The organism is Pseudonocardia sp. MH-G8 (genome assembly GCF_002262885.1).
Classification (GTDB): domain Bacteria; phylum Actinomycetota; class Actinomycetes; order Mycobacteriales; family Pseudonocardiaceae; genus Pseudonocardia.
Genome location: NZ_NKYF01000003.1, coordinates 518662 through 536869, shown reverse-complemented (window position 1 = coordinate 536869; position 18208 = coordinate 518662). Strand labels below are relative to the sequence as shown.

Below are 18208 nucleotides of genomic sequence, written 5' to 3'. Positions count from 1 at the left end.
GTGTGCGGTCACTCGGCGGCGGTCCTGCGTCGGTCGGATCCACGCCCGCGACGCTCGGGAGCGTCGCCCGTGCCCATCACGTAGGACAGGACCAGGTGGTTCCAGCTGCAGGTGCGGCAAACCTCGACCACGTACACGGAGAAGTCGGCATGGACGTTCGCCAGCTGCTCGAGCTCCTCCGGTGCGCGGGCCGATCCGGCGGCGTTCTTGAGCTCGTCACCGAAGATCCAGGAGACCTGGGTGAGGCGCTCCTTGCGGCAGACCGGGCAGGTCCGCTCGGTCTGCTGGCCGTGGAACCGAGCTGCGCGGAGCAGGTACGGGCTCGCGTCGCAGACCTCGGCGACCCCGACCCGACCGGAGTGGACCTCGGCGAGCAGCGCGCGGCGCTGCAACGCGTAGTCGACCACCTGCCGCTGGGTGCGCACCCGGTCAGGGTACGCGGAGTGCCCGTGATGTCGGGGAGAACGCCTCGCCCCGGGTGGGGTGGATCGACGACCGGGCGTCCGGGCACGCTCGGCGAACCAGCGAACTGATGTATCGGCTCGATATACTCGGCTAGGCTATCGGTCGGCCAGCGGGAGGAGGTCCGTCGTGCTGGAGCTGGCGATCCTCGGCCTGCTCCAGGAGGCGCCGGTGCACGGGTACGAGCTGCGCAAGGAGCTCGGCCTGCGACTGGGCGGCTTCCGGCTGTTCTCCTACGGCTCGCTCTACCCGGCGCTGCGGCGCCTCACGCGCGCCGGCCTCATCGTCGAGGACCCGGAGCTGCCGGCGCCCGAGACGGGCAGCTGGTCCCGACGCAGCAGGCGCGTGTACCGGATCACAGCGGAGGGCAAGGAGCGGCTCGCCGAGCTGCTGTCCGAGTCCGGCCCGCACGCGTGGGACGACGAGGGATTCGGCGTGCACCTCGCGTTCTTCTCCCGCACACCCGCCGAAGCGCGGGTGCGGATCCTCGAGGGACGCAGGAGAGCCGTCGAGGAACGGCGCGAAGGGCTGCGGGCGGCACTCGGGCGGGCGCGGGAGCAGATCGACAACTACACCCAGCAGCTGCACCAGCTGGGGCTCGACTCCTGCGAGCGGGAGGTGCGGTGGCTCAACGAACTGATCGCCACCGAACGCGCCGCCCAGACGGATACCGACAAGACGACCAACAAGACGGACCAGCAGGACAGGCACCAGGAATATGAGAGAAGGAGCCACCATGAGTGAGGTCCGTGTCGCCGTCGTCGGCGTGGGTAACTGCGCGGCGTCGCTCGTACAGGGCGTTCACTACTACGCGGACGCCGACCCGACCACACGTGTCCCCGGGTTGATGCACGTCGACTTCGGTGGCTACCACGTGCGCGACGTCTCGTTCGTCGCCGCGTTCGACGTCGACGCCAAGAAGGTCGGGCGCGACCTGTCCGAAGCGATCTCGGCGAGCGAGAACAACACCATCAAGATCTGCGACGTCCCGCCGCTGGACGTGCCCGTGCAGCGCGGCCACACCCTCGACGGGCTCGGCCGCTTCTACCGGGAGACGATCAGCGAGTCCGACGAGGAGCCGGTGGACGTCGCCCAGGTGCTGCGCGACACGCGGGCCGACGTGCTCGTGTCGTACCTCCCGGTCGGCAGCGAGGCGGCGGACCGGTTCTACGCGCAGGCCGCCATCGACGCGGGCGTCGCGTTCGTCAACGCGCTCCCGGTGTTCATCGCCTCCGACCCGGTGTGGGCGGAGAAGTTCCGGGTTGCGGGCGTGCCGATCGTCGGCGACGACATCAAGAGCCAGGTCGGCGCCACGATCACGCACCGCGTGCTCGCCCGGCTGTTCGAGGACCGCGGCGTGCAGCTCGACCGCACGATGCAGCTCAACGTGGGCGGGAACATGGACTTCCTGAACATGAAGGAGCTCGAGCGGCTGGAGTCGAAGAAGGTCTCCAAGACCCAGTCGGTCACCTCCCAGATCGACCGCGACCTGGGCAAGGACAACGTCCACATCGGCCCGTCCGACTACGTGGCCTGGCTCGACGACCGCAAGTGGGCCTACGTCCGGCTCGAGGGCCGCGCCTTCGGCGACGTCCCGCTCAGCCTCGAGTACAAGCTCGAGGTCTGGGACTCGCCCAACTCGGCGGGCATCATCATCGACGCCGTGCGCGCGGCGAAGATCGCGAAGGACCGCGGTATCGGCGGCCCGATCCTGTCGGCGTCGAGCTATTTCATGAAGTCGCCGCCCGAGCAGTACAGCGACGACGTCGCCCGGCAGGCGGTGGAGGAGTTCATCCACGGCGAGCGGGAGCGCTAGCCCGCTCCGCACCGACACCCTCGGCCCCGGCCGTGGCCCCGCGCCACGACCGGGGCCGAGCCACATCCGGGACCTGATTTCCTTCGGATCCGAAACTGTTTCAGCAAGACCTCCTCGCTGCCGAACCGGAAGTGATTTCACTCGTTTGATCCAATAACGAACGCATTTCGGTCCCCACAGTGTCGCAGGTCACCCGGTGTACCTACGTCCCAGGTGATCCACATGGCGACTCAGGGCGCAGCTGGTCCTTTCGGGTGCAACAACCGGTGAGCAGGCTCACCGAAATGCACAAGCAGCAATGAGAGATGCGTCATGGCAACGCATCGAAATGCGTTCGTAATGTGCCGGACGGCCCCGCGCCACCACCGCTCAACCGGAGCGATGGGCGCAGGGTCACCGCCGGACGGGCGGGGTGCAGCACGACCGACAGGTGCACGAGCCAGAGGTGCACGGCCGCGCACGCACGCACCCCGTCGGCGCCGCGGGCTCCCCCGGCCCGCAGCTCCTGTCCGGAGGTGCTCACCCCGAGGACCACCCGTGCCCCACCATCTCCCCGCACTGGCCACCCGCGCCGCCGTCGTCGCCGCGACCGCAGCGGCGGCCACCTTCGTCGGCGTCCTGCCCGCAACCGCGGCAGCCGCTCCCGCTGCGCCGGAGGTCGCGACCGTCACGCCGGTCGCCAAGTCGATCCCCGCCCCCGCCTCGCCCGCCTTCGTCGCGCCGGCGGCGGCGGCCCGCTCGTCCGCCATCCAGCACGCCATGGACAAGCTCGGCTCGCCGTACCGCTACGGCGCCACCGGCCCGAGCTCCTTCGACTGCTCGGGCCTGGTCAAGTGGGCCTACGACAAGGCCGGTGTCGAGCTGCCCCGCACCAGCCGGGCGATGTCGAAGGTCGGCACCGCCGTCTCCCGTGACGAGCTGCGCCCCGGCGACCTGGTGTTCTTCTACAAGCCGGTGAGCCACGTGGGCATCTACATCGGCGACGGCAAGATCGTGCACGCCAGCAACCGGAAGAGCCCGGTGAAGGTGTCGGACATGAGCAAGATGAAGTACAACTCCGCACGCCGGATCTGAGTCGTCCCGGCCCGGCACGCACCCCGTCGACCTGGTGCATCGACAGGAACGGGGTGCGTGCGGGCGGGATGACGCCGCGCCAGGACGTCCGGGTAGAGCCGAGATCACGAACATCCACCGGAGCACTAGAGTCCCGGGTCGTGATCGGGCCCGAGATGCGTCCCCTCGCCCTCGTCACCGGGGCGTCCCGCGGGATCGGCGCGGCCGTGGCCAGGGCACTCGCGCCCGGACACGACGTGCTGTTGGGCGGGCGCGACACCGCCGCCCTGCAGGCGCTGGCCGACGAGCTTCCGGGTGCCCGGCCGTGGCCGGTGGAGCTGACCGACGGCGCCGCCCTCGCCGAGGCGGCCGGTGGCATCGAGCGGCTGGACGTCCTCGTGCACTCGGCCGGCATCGGGCTGCTCGGCACGGTCGCCGAGACGCCGGCGACCACCTGGCGGCGGCAGTTCGAGATCAACGTCGTTGCCGTCGCCGAGCTCACCCGCCTGCTCCTGCCCGCCCTCCGCGCGGCCGGGGGCCGCGTCGTGCTGCTCAACTCCGGCGCGGGCCTCACCGCCCGCGCGGGGTGGGCGTCCTACGCCGCGAGCAAGTTCGCCCTGCGGGCGTTCGCCGACGCGCTGCGGGCGGAGGAGGCCGGCAACGGCGTCCGGGTCACCTCCGTCCACCCGGGCCGGGTCGACACCGCGATGCAGCGCGAGGTCGTCACGCAGGAGGGCGGTGACTACCGCCCCGAGTCCTACCTGCGCCCCGAGTCGGTGGCCGGTGCCGTGCTGCTGGCCGTCACCGCTCCGGACGACGCCGCGCTCACCGAGCTCGTCCTGCGGCCCGCGGGCACCTGACGCGGCCGGCGGTCCGGCCCGCACAGACGTCGCAGACCTCGCACACATGTCCGGTGGTGTGTGCGGGGTAGCCGAGGTGTGTGCGAGTGGTCCGGCCCCATGACCGCGGGTGCCACGCGATGATCGCGTTCAGTCGGCTACACCGAGCAGCTCCGGGTTCGCGGCGAGGTGGCGCCACACCGCCGCGGGTTCCGGGACGAGCTTGCGGGCGGTGAGGTCGAGCACGCCGCCGACGCTGTGCACCTCGGCGACGAGGCTGCCGTCGTCGGTGCGGTGCAGCTGCTGGACCACCCGGCCGGTCTTGCCGCCCGGCCACTCGAACCCGCAGCTCACGTCCACCTCGTGACCGAGGCGCAGCTCGCGGACGAAGCGCACCGTGGTCTCCAGGGTGACCGGGCCGAGGCCGGAGCGGCGCAGCGCGTCCAGGTCGACCCCCGCCGCCTCGAGGAGCTTCCACCGCGCGTGGTCGGCGTACTGCAGGTAGGCGGCCGTGGTGACGTGGCCTTGCGTGTCGAGCTCGTAGGACCGCACCTCCAGCCGGATGCGGAACGGCGCGGTCACGGCGCGGGCCAGGGGTGCGCGAGGAACATGTCGATCACCATGTCGAGGTGGCGCAGGTAGCGGTCGCCCGCGGGGTCGGCCGTGACCTGCTGGTCGACCACGCCCTTGACGACGGCGGTGAGCACGTCGACGGCGTCCGGATCGGTGACGCCGGCGGCGGCCAGCGCGGCGCGCCAGGCTCCGAACGCGCGCCGGGCCAGCACGGTGGACGACGCCGAGGGGATGAAGCCGGGCACGGTGCGCTGGGTCATCAGTTGGTAGCGCGGTGGGCTCGCCAGGCAGAAATCCGCGAAGACGTGGGCCGCGCGCCGGACGTCGAGCGGCCCCCGCTCCGTCGCGGAGTCGAGGACGTGCAGGAACTCCTCGTGGCCCTGCGCGTGCATCGCGTCGTAGAGGACGTTCTTGGTGGGGAAGTACCAGGCCAGCGACTGCGGGCGCATCTCCAGCCGGCCGGCGAGCTCCCGCAGGGCGATGCCGGCGAGCCCGTGTTCGCCGGCGAGCTGCCAGGCCGCGGCGAGGATCTCCTCCACGGCGGCACGGCGGCGAGCTGCGACCCTGCTACTAGCAGTTTTCCCTGCCATGAACAGAGAATACCTCGGACGAGATGACCCGGTATCCACCGGCAGACCGATGCCGGGACGCCCCGGCGCTCGTACCATCGCGAGCGTGACCTCGGATGCCGACCGCAGCCGGCTGCGCGCCTCCGATGCCGACCGGTCGGCCACGGCCGACCGGCTGCGCACAGCCGTGGACGAGGGCCGCCTCGATCTCACCGAGTACGACGCCCGGCTGCGCGCCGCGTACGCCGCCCGCACCTACGGCGAGCTCGACACCGTCACCGCCGACCTGCCGGCGGTTCGCGAGAGCGCCCCGCCCGCGGTCGAGAAGCGCTCCCGCGCGGTCGCGGAGAAGCGCGCGCGGCAGGGCGAGTGGCGCGACTGGCTGGGCGGAGCCGTGATCATGATCGCGATCTGGGGCGCCACCTCTCTGGTGGCCGGCGGCCTGATCGCGTTCTGGCCGGCGATCCCGCTCGGCATCTGGGCCGCCGTGATCGTGGCCGGGGCGCTGGGCAAGAAGCCGAAGGATTGCTAGACCACCACGTCGACCATACGTTCGCCGGCTCGTCGTCATGATCGCCAGGAGTGGTGTGAGAGCGCCATTCCTGTCGCCCTGACACCACTTTCGCTGATCACGGCCGCCGGGACCCGGGTGTGGCGTGAGGCAGGAAGTCCCGAGCCGGGAACGGCGCGCCCACCGCGTGGACGGGAGAAGGAGAGCGTGGACCGGCGGCTGCACGGCCCGGGTGAGCGTCCGTGGCCACCGCCGCCCAGGCCTCTAGACCACCACGTTGACCAGTCGGCCGGGAACCACGATCACCTTGCGCGGCTCCCGCCCGTCCAGCAGCGCTGCCACCTTCTCCTCGGCGAGGGCGGCGGCCTGCACCTGCTCGCCGGATGCGTCGGCGGGCACGGTGATCCGCGAGCGCACCTTGCCGTTGACCTGGATCGGGTACTCCAGGGTGTCGGCCACCAGGTACTGCTCGTCGGCCTCCGGGAACGGACCGTGTGCCAGTGAGCCGTCGTGGCCCAGCAGCGACCACAGCTCCTCCGCGATGTGCGGCGTGAGCGGCGCCATCATCAGCACCAGCGGCTCGGCCACGCTCCGGGGCACGCCGGCCGTGGCGTAGGTCTTGGTCAGGTGGTTGTTCAGCTCGATCAGCTTGGCCGCGGCGGTGTTGTAGTGCAGTGCGGCGAAGTCGTCGTGCACGTTCGCGATCACACGGTGCAGGACGCGCAGGGTCTCCGTGTCGGGCTCCGCGTCCGTGACGCGCAGCTGACCCGTCTGCTCGTCCACCAGGTTGCGCCACACCCGCTGCAGGAACCGCTGGGAACCCACGACGTCGCGCGTCGACCAGGGCCGCGAGACCTCCATCGGCCCGGTGGACATCTCGTACAGGCGGAACGTGTCGGCGCCGTAGCGCGCGCACATGTCATCGGGGGTCACCACGTTGCGCAGCGACTTGCCCATCTTCCCGTACTCCCGGCGGACGGGCTGGCCGTTCCACGTGAAACGGCCCTCCTCGTCCTCGACGACCTCGTCCGCGGGCATGTACGCGCCGCGGGCGTCGGTGTAGGCGAACGCCTGGATGTACCCCTGGTTGACCAGGCGGCGGAACGGCTCCTCCGAGCTGACCTCGCCCAGGTCGAACAGCACCTTGTGCCAGAACCGCGCGTACAGCAGGTGCAGCACCGCGTGCTCCATCCCGCCGACGTACAGGTCGACGCCGCCGGTGTCGTGCTCGCGCGTCGGGTCCTTGCCCAGCCAGTACCGCTCGACCTCGGGGTCGACGAACCGCTCGTGGTTCTCCGGGTCCAGGTAGCGCAGGTAGTACCAGCAGGAGCCGGCCCACTGGGGCATCGTGTTGGTCTCGCGGCGGTAGCGACGCGGGCCCTCGCCCAGGTCCAGCTCCACCTCCACCCACTCCGAGGCGCGCGACAGGGGCGGCTCCGGCTCGCTGTCGGCGGCGTCCGGGGCGTAGGTCTTGGGGGAGTAGTCGCCGATCTCCGGCAGCTCGACCGGGAGGTGGTCGGCGGGCAGCGCCACCGGGCCGTGCTCGTCCCAGACGATCGGGAACGGCTCGCCCCAGTAGCGCTGCCGGGAGAACAGCCAGTCCCGCAGCTTGTACTGGACCACGGCTTCACCCGCGCCGCGCGCCGCCAGCCACTCGGTGATGGTCTGCTTCGCCTCGGCGACGGCCATGCCGTTCAGGCTGATCTCGGCGTTGGCCGAGTTGATCGCCGGACCGTCGCCCGTGTACGCAGCGCCGTCGAAGCCCTCGCTCGGCTGCACCGTGCGCACGATCGGCAGCCCGAAGGCCTCGGCGAAGTCCCAGTCGCGCTGGTCCTGGCCGGGCACCGCCATGATCGCACCGGTGCCGTAGCCCATCAGGACGTAGTCGGCGACGAAGACCGGGAGCTGCTGCCCGTTGACGGGGTTGGTGGCGTAGGCGCCCGTGAAGACGCCGGTCTTCTCGCGGTTCTCCTGGCGGTCCAGCTCGGACTTGCGCCCGGCGGCCTCCCGGTAGGCGGTGACGGCCGTGACCGGGTCGGCCGCGCCCCCGGTCCAGCGGGCGTCGACGGCGTCGGGCCACGCCTGCGGGACGATCGCGTCCAGGAGCGGGTGCTCCGGCGCCAGCACCATGTAGGTGGCACCGAACAGCGTGTCCGGGCGGGTGGTGAAGACCTCGATGTCGGCGCCGGCCGTGGCGAACCGGACCTGGGCGCCCTCGGAGCGGCCGATCCAGTTGCGCTGCATCGTCTTGACCGCGTCGGACCAGTCCAGCCGGTCCAGGTCGTCGATCAGGCGGTCGGCGTACGCCGTGATCCGCATCATCCACTGCTTCAGGTTGCGGCGGAACACGGGGAAGTTGCCCCGCTCGCTGCGCCCGTCGGCGGTGACCTCCTCGTTGGCCAGCACGGTGCCCAGACCCGGGCACCAGTTGACCGGCGCTTCCGAGATGTACGCCAGGCGGTACCCGTCGACGACCGAGCGGCGCTCGGCCTCGGTCAGCTCCGCCCACGCGCGCCCGTCCGGGACACGCCGGGTGCCGGAGGTGAACTCGGCTTCCAGCTCGGCGACCGGACGAGCCTTCTGCTGTGCCTCGTCGTACCAGGAGTTGTAGATCTGCAGGAAGATCCACTGGGTCCAGCGGTAGAACTCGACGTCGGTGGTGGCCACCGAACGGCGCTCGTCGTGCCCCAGGCCCAGCTGGCGCAGCTGCGCCTTGTAGCGCTTGATGTTCTCCTCGGTGGTGCTGCGCGGATGCGTGCCGGTCTGCACGGCGTACTGCTCCGCGGGCAGCCCGAACGCGTCGAAGCCCATCGTGTGCAGCACGGTGCGGCCGTTCATCCGCAGGTATCGGCCCAGCACATCGGTGCCGATGAAGCCCAGCGGGTGCCCGACGTGCAGGCCCGATCCGGACGGGTAGGGGAACATGTCCAGCAGGTAGGTCTTGTCCGAGCCGACCTCGCCCGGCTCGGCCCACGCCCCCGAGGGGTTGGGCGCCTGGAACGTGCCCTCGGCCTCCCACCGGTCCTGCCAGCGGCTCTCGATCCGCGCGGCCAGGCCCGCGCCGTACCGGAACGGCGGCGTGCCGTCCGCGCCGTCGTTGCCCGTGGCATCGGCGCTCTCCGGCGCGGCTGCGGTCGTGTCCGTGCTCATGTCCCGCTCCTGGGAAGTCCGTGGTGGCGGCCCGAAAACCAGAAGACCCCCCTGCCGGAGGCAGAAGGGGTCGGCCGCGCCGGGGCGTGCTCCGTCGTCGTTGCGACGAACCCGCTCAGTGCGGCGCGGCCTCGAGAAGGAGTCGGCGGGCCACGTCTTCAAGGGTAACGCCGCTGGCGGCGAGCCCTCGCCCGGGTACGCGCAGTAGCCTGGTCGCCGTGCCGCAGCCCGTCCGTCTCGTCCTCGGCGCCCTGCTCGTCCTCCTGGGCGCCGCTCTGCTCACGGTCGCCGTGCTCGGCCTGCGCCGCAGGCTGCGCCGCAACCGCTGGGCAGGCGTACGCACGTCCGCCAGCCTCCGCTCGGACGCCGCGTTCGCGATCGCCAACCAGGTGGCCTCGGCGCCGCTCGGTGCCGCGGGCGCCGTGGCGTTCACCGCCGGCGTCGCCCTGATGGCCGGCGCCTCCGGCGTGCTCGGCTGGACCCTGCTCGTCGTGAGCCTCGCGGGGATCTTCGTGCTCACCGGTGTCGGAGGCGTGGCCGGTGACCGCGCCGCCCGCGCCGTACCGCCGCCCGCGCCCGAGCCGTCGTCGTGCGCGGGCACGTGCGCGGGCTGCGACCTGGTGGCGGGTTGTCGCACCGCCCCGAGCACCTCCGGCGGACGGGCGTAGCCGCTCACGCCCACCCTGCCGACGCGTGTCGATCAGCCCCGCCGAAGCGGAGGCCGTCTAGTTGGTGCGGACGTCCAAGGGGTAGCTCGCCAGCAGCGCGAGCGGCATGCCCTGGCGACGCAGCACGTGCTGCCAGAGCCCGGCGTCGTGGCGGGCCAGCACGTCGTCGGGGATGGCCGGGACCACGATCCAGTCCCCGCGCTCGATCTCGCCGGCGAGCTGTCCGGCGTCCCAGCCCGAGTAGCCGGCGAACACGCGCAGGCCGCGCAGCCGGGGCGCGATGGCGGCCGGGTCGGTGTCGAGGTCGACCAGGGCCACCGGCCCCCGCACCGTGACGAGCCCGTCGACCGCATCCGGGTCCTGCCCGGTGCGCACGGCGGCGAGGCACAGGGCGGTCTCACTCTCCACCGGTCCACCGACGAACACCGCGGGCGGTTGGGAGGACAGGGGAGCCCACGCGGGGAGCACATCGCGAACGGTGACCTCGCTCGGCCGGTTGAGAACGACCCCGAGGCTGCCTCGTGTCCGGTGCTCGATCATGTAGACGACCGTGCGCCGGAAGTGGGGGTCGAGCAGGCCGGGAGCCGCCACCAGCAACGTGCCCGGCGCCACCCCCGGACCGGGAACGGAACCAGAACGGGAGCGCTCGTCCACCACGTGGCACATCGTCGCACCCGCTCCGGCGCGTAGCCTGCGGCCGTGCCGACTTCGGGGCCTCCGCCGCCTGCAGCCGCCACGGTGGTCACCGCGGCGCCGCACGAACGCCTGGGTTTTGCCCGGTTGGTGCGCACGCGCGGGTACCGCCGGCTGCTCGCTGTGCGCTTCACCACTCAGTGGGCCGACGGCATGTTCCAGGCTGCGCTCGGCGGCGCGGTGCTGTTCAACCCGGAGCGGCAGGCCGACCCGCTGGCCGTCGCCGCCGGGCTGGCCGTGCTGCTGCTGCCGTACTCGGTGATCGGCCCGTTCGCCGGTGCACTCCTGGACCGGTGGGACCGTCGACGCGTCCTGCTGGGTGCCAACCTCGTGCGCGCGGCGCTGGTGGTGGTCGTGGCGGCCGTTGTCGTGGCCGGCGGCACGGGCCTGGCGCTGTACCTGCCCGCGCTGGCCGTGGCCGGGGTGAGCCGCTTCGTGCTGGCCGGGCTCTCGGTGGCGCTGCCGCACGTCGTACCCCGCCGGCACCTGGTGGAGGCGAACACGTTCGCGGTCACCGCCGGTGCCGCCACGGCGGCGTTGGGCGGGGCGAGCGCGATCGGCCTGCGCGAGCTGATCGGCACCGGCGACACCGGATCGGGTGCGGTGACGCTCACGGCGATCGTCGGGTCGCTGGTCGCCGCCGCGCTCGCCGCGGGCTTCCCGCGCGGCCGGCTCGGTCCCGATCGGACGGACGGGCGGGCGAGCACGGTCGGCAGCGTGCTGCACGGGTTCGCCGACGGCGCCCGGGCCACGATCGCGACCCCCTCGGTGGCGGCGTCGTTCCTGGCGCTCGCGACGCACCGTCTCGCGTTCGGGATCTCCACGCTGCTGTCGCTGCTGCTGTTCCGCTACGCGTTCACCGACGCAGGCCCGTTGCTCGCCGGCATGGCGGGCCTCGGCGGGGCGGTGGTGCTCGCCGCGGTGGGCCTGGGCACGGCCGCGCTGCTCACGCCGTGGATGGTGCGCCGGTGGGGGCGGCCGCGCGCGGTCCGCGTGGCACTCCTCGTGGCCACCGTCACCCAGCTCGCCACCGCCGCGCTGCTGTCGCTGCCCGCCGTGCTCGCGGCAGCGTTCGTGCTGGGCCTGACCGGTCAGATCGTCAAGCTCTGCACCGACGCGGCGGTGCAGAGCGAGGTGGGCGACGAGGTGCTGGGCCGGGTGTTCGCCCTCTACGACATCGTGTTCAACGTCGGGTACGTCGTGGCCGTGGCCGTGGCGGCCCTGCTCAGCCCACCGGACGGCCGCGCGCCGCTGCTGCTGGCCGCCGCTGCACTGCTCTACGTGCTGGGCCTGGTGACCCACGACCTGCAGCTGCGCCGCGCCCGCCGGACCGAGGCCGGGTCAGCCGATGCCGTTCTCCGCGGCCCAGGCTCGTAGTTCCGCCTCGGCCTCCTCGCGGGACAGAGGCCCGCGCTCCATCCGCAGCGCCAGCAGGTGCTTGTAGGCCTTGCCGACCTGCGGACCCGGGGGGAGCCCGAGCAGCTTCATGATCTCGTTGCCGTCCAGGTCGGGCCGGATGGCCTCGAGCGCTTCCTGCTCGCGCAGGCGCGCGACCCGCTCCTCCAACGAGTCGTAGCTGCGCTGCAGGGCAGCGGCACGGCGGCGGTTGCGGGTGGTGCAGTCCGAGCGCACCAGCTTGTGCAGCCGCTCGAGCAGCGGACCCGCGTCGGCGACGTAGCGACGCACCGCGGAGTCGGTCCACTCGCCGCCGGAGTAGCCGTGGAAGCGCAGGTGCAGGAACACCAGCTGGGCGACGTCGTCGATCACCGACTTGGGATAGCGGAGCTCGCGCAGCCGCCTGCGCACCATCTTCGCCCCGACGACCTCGTGGTGGTGGAAGCTCACCCGGCCGTCCGGCTCCTTGCGCCGGGTGTCGGGCTTGCCGATGTCGTGCAGCAGCGCGGCGAGGCGCAGCACGAGGTCGGGCCCGTCGGTCTCGCGGCCGATCGCCTGCTCCAGGACGACCAGCGAGTGCGTGTAGACGTCCTTGTGCTGCATGTGCTCGTCGATCGCGAGCCGCATCGCAGGCACCTCGGGCAGCACGTGCTCGCACAGCCCGGTGTCGACCATCAACTCGATCGCGCGCCGCGGGTGGGTGCCGACCATCAGCTTGGACAGCTCGGTCTGCACCCGCTCCCGGGTGATGCGCGTCAGCTCGCCCGCCATTTCCGTCATCGCGACGAGAACCCGCGGCGCCGGGGTGAGGCCCAGCTGGGAGACGAACCGCGCCGCCCGCAGCATGCGCAGCGGGTCGTCGGCGAACGACTCCTCCGGAGTGGCGGGGGTGTCGAGCGTGCCGGCCGCGAGGGCGGCGAGCCCGCCGTGCGGGTCGACGAACCGCCGCTGTTCGCCGGTGAGCTCCACGGCCATGGCGTTCACCGTGAAGTCGCGCCGGACGAGGTCGTCCTCGATGGTGTCGCCGAAGCGGACGACGGGGTTGCGCGACACACGGTCGTAGGCGTCGGCGCGGAACGTGGTGATCTCCACCGTCGTGCCGCGGCGGCGCGCGCCGACCGTGCCGAAGGCGATGCCGGTGTCCCAGATCGCGTCGGTCCAGCCCCGCAGCACCGCGAGTACGGCGTCCGGGCGGGCGTCGGTGGTGAAGTCCAGATCCGCGACCTCGCGGCCGAGCATCGCGTCGCGGACGCTGCCGCCCACGAGGTAGAGACGGTGACCCGCCGCCCCGAACCGGTCCGCGAGCTCTTCGGCAACCGGACCGATCGACACCATCTCCACGACCGCATTCTGCTGGGCGCGCAGGAGTTCGTCGTTCACGGTGTCGGAAGCCGGGGCGAGTGCAGGCACGGCGAGCCAGTCTAGGAGACCCCCACGAACACGGCGACGCCGATCCGGCGCGTGCCCAGCGGGCGGTGCCTCAAAGGCCCGCGGGCACGCCGGAGCGCAGCGCAGGCCATCAGACACAGCCCGCGGGCCGGCGCCGTCCGGCGGGGGAGGCGCGCAGGGAGCGAGGAACGAGCGACCGAGCACCGGAGGAGCCGGGCGGTGCCTCAAAGGCCCGCGGGCACGCCGGAGCGCAGCAGAGGCCATCAGACACAGCCCGCGGGCCGGCGCCGTCCGGCGGGGGAGGCGCGCAGGGAGCGAGGAACGAGCGACCGAGCACCGGAGGAGCCGGGCGGTGCCTCAAAGGCCCGCGGGCACGCCGGAGCGCAGCGGAGGCCATCAGACACAGCCCGCGTCGTTACGATCGCCATATGTCCACATCCCGCGGCCGCTCCGGGGGGCGCCGCGCGGGTCGGCCGTCCGATCGTCGCAGGCGGCTGCGCACGGTCGACGAGACGTCGGCGGGTGGACTGGTCGTGGACCACAGCACGGGTGCCGCGGCGATCATCGGCCGGTTGGACCGCAGGGGAAGGCTGCTGTGGTCGTTGCCGAAGGGGCACATCGAGGCAGGTGAGACCGCGGAGCAGGCGGCGGTGCGCGAGGTCGAGGAGGAGACCGGCATCATCGGCCGCGTGGTAGCACCGCTCGGCACGATCGACTTCTGGTTCGTGGCGGAGGACCGTCGCGTCCACAAGACCGTGCACCACTACCTGCTGCACGCCCTCGGGGGCGAACTGTCCGACGAGGACGTCGAGGTCTCCGAAGTGGCCTGGGTGCCGCTGGCCGAGCTCGAGGCGCGGCTCGCCTACGCCGACGAGCGGCGGTTGATCCGGCGGGCCACCGAACTGCTGGAGGAGACCGCGTGAGACCGGTCGCGGCGCTGCGGCTGGTCGCGATCACCCTGCTGAGCGTGGCCGGGCTGCTGGGCCCGGGCCCGGTGGCGTCCGCGGCACCGGCGCCGGCGCAGGAGAACCCCGAATCGGCCGGGCCGCTGCGGCTCGATCTCGCGGAGATGGCGCCGCGCGTCGTCACGGCCACGGGTCCACCGGCCCTCACCATCACGGGCACGCTGACGAACACCGGCGACGTGCCGGTCGGCGACCTCGTCGTCCGGGTGCAGCGCAGCAACCCGATCGACACCGAGGGCGGCCTGCGTGACGCGCTGGACGGCAGTGCGCGGACCGACGCCGTCACTCCCCAGTTCACGCCGCTGTCCGGCGAGCTCGCGCCGGGTGCCCAGCTGCCGGTGCGGCTGACCGTCCCGCTGCGGGGTGCGCCGGAGACGAGCCTGGCGCTGGCCCAGACGGGCGTGCACGAGCTGCTGGTGAACGTCAACGGCGCACCGCGCGACGGTGCGCGGGCCCGCCTGGCGGCGGTGCGCATGCTGCTGCCGGTGCTGTCGCTGCCGCCGGACCCGGCCACGCCGGACCAGGTGCCGGAGGCCACCACGGGCGGGGCCACGCCGTTCGCGATGATCGTGCCGATCACGGACGGGCCGCGCCGGCTCACGACCGTCCCCGGCGAACCCACCCTTCTCGCCGACGACGAGCTGGCCACCGCGTTCGCGCCGGACGGGCGGCTCGGCGGGATGGTCGCCGCCCTCGCCCGCAACGCGCCTGCGGAGTCCCGGGTCCGGGCCGCCACGTGCCTGGCGATCGACCCGGCCCTGGTCGAGACCGCCGCGCTCATGCGCGATCCCCGTGGTTACCAGGTCCGCGGCCCGGACGGCGTGCCGGTGCCGGGCACCGGCGGAGCGGCTGCCGGGCGGTGGCTGGACCAGCTCGCCTCCGTGGCCCGCGGCGGCTGCGTCATCGCCTTGCCCTACGCCGACGCGGACCTCGTGGCGCTGACCGGCGCAGGGTTGGGTGAGCTCGCCACGCGGGCGATCGTCGACGGCCGGCAGGTGCTGCAGGAACTCCTGCAGACCGCGGTGGTCCCGGACGTCACCTGGCCGGTCGAGGGCGCGATCGACGACGCGACGCTCGCCCTCGCCGCGGACGCCGATGGGCGCTCGGTGCTGCTGACCGCGGATGCCGTCGAATCCGGCCGCGTGCCCCGCAACTCGGGCGTGCATCCGATCGCGGGCGGGCAGCAGCCCCAGTTCACGGTGCTCAGCGACCCGCTCCTCACCCGCGCGGCCGGTTCGGCCGACGCCCCTGGTGACGACCTCGGTCCGCTGCGCGGCGCGTCGGCGCCGTCGATCAGCCCCGCGGGCACGCCGGGCCCGCTCTCCACCCAGGACCTCATCGGCGCGCTGGCCCTGCGCACCCAGCAAGCGGTCGACACCACCACGCCGGGAGGGCCGCTCGTCCTCGCCCCACCGCACCGGTGGGAGGCGGGTGGCGCCGCCACCGAGGCCCTGCTCGGCGCGGTGGACCAGCTGCTCGACGTCGGCCGCATCGTCCCGCGGGGCCTGGACGCGGTGCTGGCCGCAGGCCCGTCGACCGGAGCGGAGGCGCTCCCCGCGACCTACCCGTTGCAGACCCGGGAGCGGGAGATCCCCGCCCCGGTGCTGGAGACCGTGCGCAGCACCGCCGCCGCGATCGACGACCTCGCCTCGGCCGCCGTGCCCGACTCCGGGGTGGGGGTCAGCCCCGAGGAGGTGTTCACCCCGCTGCGGCGCAGCCTGCTGGGCGCGACCTCGGCGGCGTGGCGCACGCGGCCGGACGCGGCCGCCGAAGCTGCAGCGGAGCCCGCCCGGCGGGTGGACGAGCTGCGCGGCACCGTGCGCGTGCTCGAGCCACCGGGCCCGTACTCGCTCGGCACGTCGGATGCACCCGTGCTCATCACCGTGGCCAACGGCCTCCCCGTCACGCTGGAGGTCCAGGTCGAGATCCTGCCGTCCTCGGGGCTGCGGGTCGCGCCGATCGAACCCCAGCAGGTGCCGCCGCTGGGCAGGCGGCAGGTGCGCGTGAGCGCCGAGGTGACGCGCTCGGGGCAGTTCAGCGTGCAGGCCGCGGTCCGCACGCCCGACGGCGAGCTGCTCGGACCACCGAGCCGCCTGCGGGTGCGCTCCACCGCCTACGGCACCATCACCGTGTGGCTGACGGCGAGCGCGGGCGTCCTGCTCGTGGTGCTGGCGGGCCGCCGGGTGGTGCGCCGGATCCGCGGCGAGCCGGCGCGCCGTCAGACGGGCCCCCCGCCTCCCGAGCCCCCGCGCCCGGAGCCGCAGGTGCCGCCCGGGCCCCCGCACCGTCCGGGCTCCAACCGCACCGGCGACCCGTTCCCGGACCCCCTCGCGGCCACCGACCGCCTCCCGCCGGTCCACCGTGGGCGCGACGGGCCGCCGGGCCCGCCGCGCGTTCCCAGCCCGTGACCGACGCGGTGACCCCGCCGCACGGTCCGGCGCCGGACGACGCGATCACCGAGCAGATCCCCGTGGTGCCGGCGAAGCGGGCGGAACCGTCCCTGGGCCGCTCGAGCGGCCTCATGGCGCTGGGCAGCCTGGTCAGCAGGCTCACCGGGTTCCTGCGGCAGGTGGCGCTGTTCACCGTGCTCGGCGACACGATCCTCAACGACTCCTACACCGTCTCGAACACCCTGCCGAACATCGTCTACGAGCTGCTGATCGGCGGGGCGCTGAGCAGCATGATGATCCCGCTGCTGGTGCGGGCGCAGAGCGAGGATCCCGACGGCGGCGAGGCCTACACCCGCAAGCTGCTCACCCTGGCCGGGACGGCGCTCCTGGTGGCCACCGCCGCGGGCCTGCTCGCGGCGCCGATGCTCACGCGGCTCTACCTCGGCGGGCAGACCACCGGGACGGCCGACCCGGTTCTGGCCACCACGCTCGCGTATATGCTGTTGCCGCAGATCTTCTTCTACGGCCTGGGCGCCCTGCTCGGGGCGATCCTGAACAGCAAGGGCTCGTTCGGCGCGTTCGGCTGGGCCCCGGTGCTCAACAACGTGGTCGTCCTCGGCGTCGTGGCCGTCTACCTCGTCGTGCCCGACAACGCCCAGTTGCTCGTCCTCGGCGTCGGGACGACGCTCGGCATCGCCGTGCAGACCCTGGTGCTGCTCCCGGCCGCCCGTCGGGTCGGCTTCTCCTACCGGCCCATGTGGGGCTGGGACGCCCGGCTGAGCCGCGCCGCGGGCCTCGGCGCCTGGGCCGTCGTCTACGTGCTGATCGGGCAGGCCGGCCTGATCGTCACCACGCGGGTGGCGTCGTCGTCGGCCGAGGGCGCCGTCGCGATCTACACGAACGCGTGGTTGCTGCTGCAGGTGCCCTACGGCGTGCTCGGGGTCTCGCTGCTCACCGCGCTGATGCCGCGGATGAGCCGCGCGGCTGCCGAGGGCCGCACCGCCGACGTCGCGGCCGACCTGGCGCTGGGCGGCAAACTCGCCTCCGTCCTGCTCGTGCCGATCTCGGTGCTGCTGACGGTGTTCGGTACCGAGGTCGGTGTGGCGCTGTTCGGGCTGCGGTCGGGCAACCTCGACGGCGCCACGCAGCTGGGCGCGGCGCTCGGGGTGTCCGCGTTCGGACTGCTGCCCTTCGCGGTCACGATGCTGCAGGCCCGCGTCTTCTACGCGGTCTCGGCGCACCGCACGGCCACCCTCGTCCAGCTCGCCGTGGTGGCGGTGAAGGTCCCGCTGATGCTCGCCTGCCCGGTGCTGCTGCCCCCGCAGGACGTCGTGCTCGGGTTGGCGGCCGCCAACAGCACCTCGTTCCTGGCCGGCGCGGTGCTCGGCCAGCTGCTGCTGCGCCGCAGGCTGGGAAGGGTCGCCACGGGCGCGGTCCTCGGCACCGCGGGCCGCACACTGCTGGCCGCCACGGCGGGGATGCTGCTCGCCGCGGGGGTGGTCGCGCTGCTCGCCGGACCGCTCGCGGGCATGGCCCCGCTCGGGAGGGCGTGGAGCGTGCTCGCGATCGCGGTGATCCTCGGCACCCCCGTCACCCTCCTGGGGATGTGGTTGCTGCGGGTGGCCGAGGTCACCGCCCTGGTGCGCAAACTCGAACGGCTCGTCGACCGGGGGAAACCTCGGCGTGGCCCGGCGGGCTCCAGTAGGCTCTGACCGGGCGGGGTGCGGTCCGCGTG

Annotated in this window: 17 protein-coding genes; 10 read left to right on the top strand and 7 right to left on the bottom strand. The window is 73.1% G+C overall.

The window, feature by feature from the left end; all coding sequences use genetic code 11:
• Positions 1–8: 8 nt before the first annotated feature.
• Entirely contained in the window at positions 9–425 is a 417-nt protein-coding gene (locus tag CFP66_RS11985; RefSeq protein WP_094923013.1) for a DUF5318 domain-containing protein, read from the bottom strand.
• Positions 426–591: 166 nt separating this feature from the next.
• Here CFP66_RS11985 and CFP66_RS11980 point away from each other — a divergent pair, with 166 nt between their 5' ends.
• Together CFP66_RS11980 and CFP66_RS11975 are read left to right on the top strand one after the other, a co-directional pair.
• Entirely contained in the window at positions 592–1206 is a 615-nt protein-coding gene (locus CFP66_RS11980) for a PadR family transcriptional regulator (protein ID WP_094923012.1), read from the top strand.
• Positions 1199–2278 (top strand): inositol-3-phosphate synthase, encoded by a 1080-nt coding sequence (locus CFP66_RS11975; protein ID WP_094923010.1) that lies wholly within the window; start codon positions 1199–1201, stop codon positions 2276–2278. Before CFP66_RS11980 ends, CFP66_RS11975 begins: the two co-directional genes overlap by 8 nt.
• Positions 2279–2588: 310 nt before the next feature.
• Here CFP66_RS11975 and CFP66_RS49145 read toward each other — a convergent pair whose 3' ends face one another.
• Complete coding sequence (locus tag CFP66_RS49145; protein WP_233159346.1) at positions 2589–2801, bottom strand: hypothetical protein; 213 nt, start codon at positions 2799–2801, stop codon at positions 2589–2591.
• Between the two features lie 14 nt (positions 2802–2815).
• Here CFP66_RS49145 and CFP66_RS50275 point away from each other — a divergent pair, with 14 nt between their 5' ends.
• Both CFP66_RS50275 and CFP66_RS11965 read left to right on the top strand, forming a co-directional pair.
• Complete coding sequence (locus tag CFP66_RS50275; protein WP_369805019.1) at positions 2816–3352, top strand: C40 family peptidase; 537 nt, start codon at positions 2816–2818, stop codon at positions 3350–3352.
• 155 nt (positions 3353–3507) lie between these two features.
• Positions 3508–4191 (top strand): SDR family oxidoreductase, encoded by a 684-nt coding sequence (locus tag CFP66_RS11965; protein WP_094923150.1) that lies wholly within the window; start codon positions 3508–3510, stop codon positions 4189–4191.
• A 129-nt stretch (positions 4192–4320) separates the two neighbouring features.
• Here the strand turns inward: CFP66_RS11965 and CFP66_RS11960 are convergent, their stop codons facing one another.
• On the bottom strand, positions 4321–4752 hold the full coding sequence (locus CFP66_RS11960; RefSeq protein WP_094923007.1) for a thioesterase family protein: 432 nt from the start codon (positions 4750–4752) through the stop codon (positions 4321–4323).
• Complete coding sequence (locus CFP66_RS11955) at positions 4749–5333, bottom strand: TetR/AcrR family transcriptional regulator (protein WP_158228072.1); 585 nt, start codon at positions 5331–5333, stop codon at positions 4749–4751. Before CFP66_RS11955 ends, CFP66_RS11960 begins: the two co-directional genes overlap by 4 nt.
• Positions 5334–5418: 85 nt before the next feature.
• On the opposite strand from CFP66_RS11955, the gene CFP66_RS11950 reads away from it, so the two are divergent.
• Complete coding sequence (locus CFP66_RS11950; protein ID WP_233159344.1) at positions 5419–5844, top strand: DUF1707 domain-containing protein; 426 nt, start codon at positions 5419–5421, stop codon at positions 5842–5844.
• 243 nt (positions 5845–6087) lie between these two features.
• Here the strand turns inward: CFP66_RS11950 and leuS are convergent, their stop codons facing one another.
• Entirely contained in the window at positions 6088–8973 is a 2886-nt protein-coding gene (gene leuS, locus CFP66_RS11945; protein ID WP_094923004.1) for a leucine--tRNA ligase, read from the bottom strand.
• A gap of 218 nt (positions 8974–9191) precedes the next feature.
• On the opposite strand from leuS, the gene CFP66_RS11940 reads away from it, so the two are divergent.
• The gene (locus tag CFP66_RS11940) at positions 9192–9641 is read left to right on the top strand and encodes an SdpI family protein (RefSeq protein WP_094923002.1); all 450 of its coding nucleotides are present in this window, start codon (positions 9192–9194) and stop codon (positions 9639–9641) included.
• Positions 9642–9698: 57 nt separating this feature from the next.
• Here the strand turns inward: CFP66_RS11940 and CFP66_RS11935 are convergent, their stop codons facing one another.
• Positions 9699–10307: a YqgE/AlgH family protein gene (locus tag CFP66_RS11935; RefSeq protein ID WP_094922999.1), complete on the bottom strand. Its 609-nt coding sequence runs from the start codon at positions 10305–10307 to the stop codon at positions 9699–9701.
• A 33-nt stretch (positions 10308–10340) separates the two neighbouring features.
• On the opposite strand from CFP66_RS11935, the gene CFP66_RS11930 reads away from it, so the two are divergent.
• Positions 10341–11711: an MFS transporter gene (locus CFP66_RS11930; RefSeq protein WP_369805018.1), complete on the top strand. Its 1371-nt coding sequence runs from the start codon at positions 10341–10343 to the stop codon at positions 11709–11711.
• On the opposite strand, the gene CFP66_RS11925 is transcribed toward CFP66_RS11930, so the two are convergent.
• The gene (locus CFP66_RS11925) at positions 11676–13064 is read right to left on the bottom strand and encodes a CCA tRNA nucleotidyltransferase (protein WP_094923145.1); all 1389 of its coding nucleotides are present in this window, start codon (positions 13062–13064) and stop codon (positions 11676–11678) included. The genes CFP66_RS11930 and CFP66_RS11925 overlap by 36 nt on opposite strands.
• A gap of 482 nt (positions 13065–13546) precedes the next feature.
• On the opposite strand from CFP66_RS11925, the gene CFP66_RS11920 reads away from it, so the two are divergent.
• From CFP66_RS11920 to murJ, 3 genes are read left to right on the top strand one after another with little or no spacing between them, the layout of a single operon-like run.
• Complete coding sequence (locus CFP66_RS11920; RefSeq protein WP_094922996.1) at positions 13547–14041, top strand: NUDIX hydrolase; 495 nt, start codon at positions 13547–13549, stop codon at positions 14039–14041.
• Positions 14038–16491 carry a DUF6049 family protein gene (locus tag CFP66_RS49135; RefSeq protein ID WP_143517228.1) on the top strand — a complete coding sequence of 818 codons (2454 nt, stop codon included), beginning with the start codon at positions 14038–14040 and terminating at the stop codon, positions 16489–16491. The genes CFP66_RS11920 and CFP66_RS49135 overlap by 4 nt, the downstream gene beginning before the upstream one ends.
• Entirely contained in the window at positions 16488–18185 is a 1698-nt protein-coding gene (murJ, locus tag CFP66_RS11915) for a murein biosynthesis integral membrane protein MurJ (RefSeq protein WP_233159342.1), read from the top strand. The genes CFP66_RS49135 and murJ overlap by 4 nt, the downstream gene beginning before the upstream one ends.
• The last annotated feature ends 23 nt before the right edge of the window (positions 18186–18208 follow it).

Coding starts and splice junctions, on each gene's coding strand:
- CFP66_RS11955 (WP_158228072.1), bottom strand. CDS start 5,333: ATGGCAGGGAAAACTGCTAGTAGCAGGGTCGCAGCTCGCCGCCGTGCC.
- CFP66_RS11935 (WP_094922999.1), bottom strand. CDS start 10,307: ATGTGCCACGTGGTGGACGAGCGCTCCCGTTCTGGTTCCGTTCCCGGT.
- leuS (WP_094923004.1), bottom strand. CDS start 8,973: ATGAGCACGGACACGACCGCAGCCGCGCCGGAGAGCGCCGATGCCACG.
- CFP66_RS11920 (WP_094922996.1), top strand. CDS start 13,547: ATGTCCACATCCCGCGGCCGCTCCGGGGGGCGCCGCGCGGGTCGGCCG.
- CFP66_RS11975 (WP_094923010.1), top strand. CDS start 1,199: ATGAGTGAGGTCCGTGTCGCCGTCGTCGGCGTGGGTAACTGCGCGGCG.
- CFP66_RS11965 (WP_094923150.1), top strand. CDS start 3,508: ATGCGTCCCCTCGCCCTCGTCACCGGGGCGTCCCGCGGGATCGGCGCG.
- CFP66_RS11925 (WP_094923145.1), bottom strand. CDS start 13,064: ATGGTGTCGATCGGTCCGGTTGCCGAAGAGCTCGCGGACCGGTTCGGG.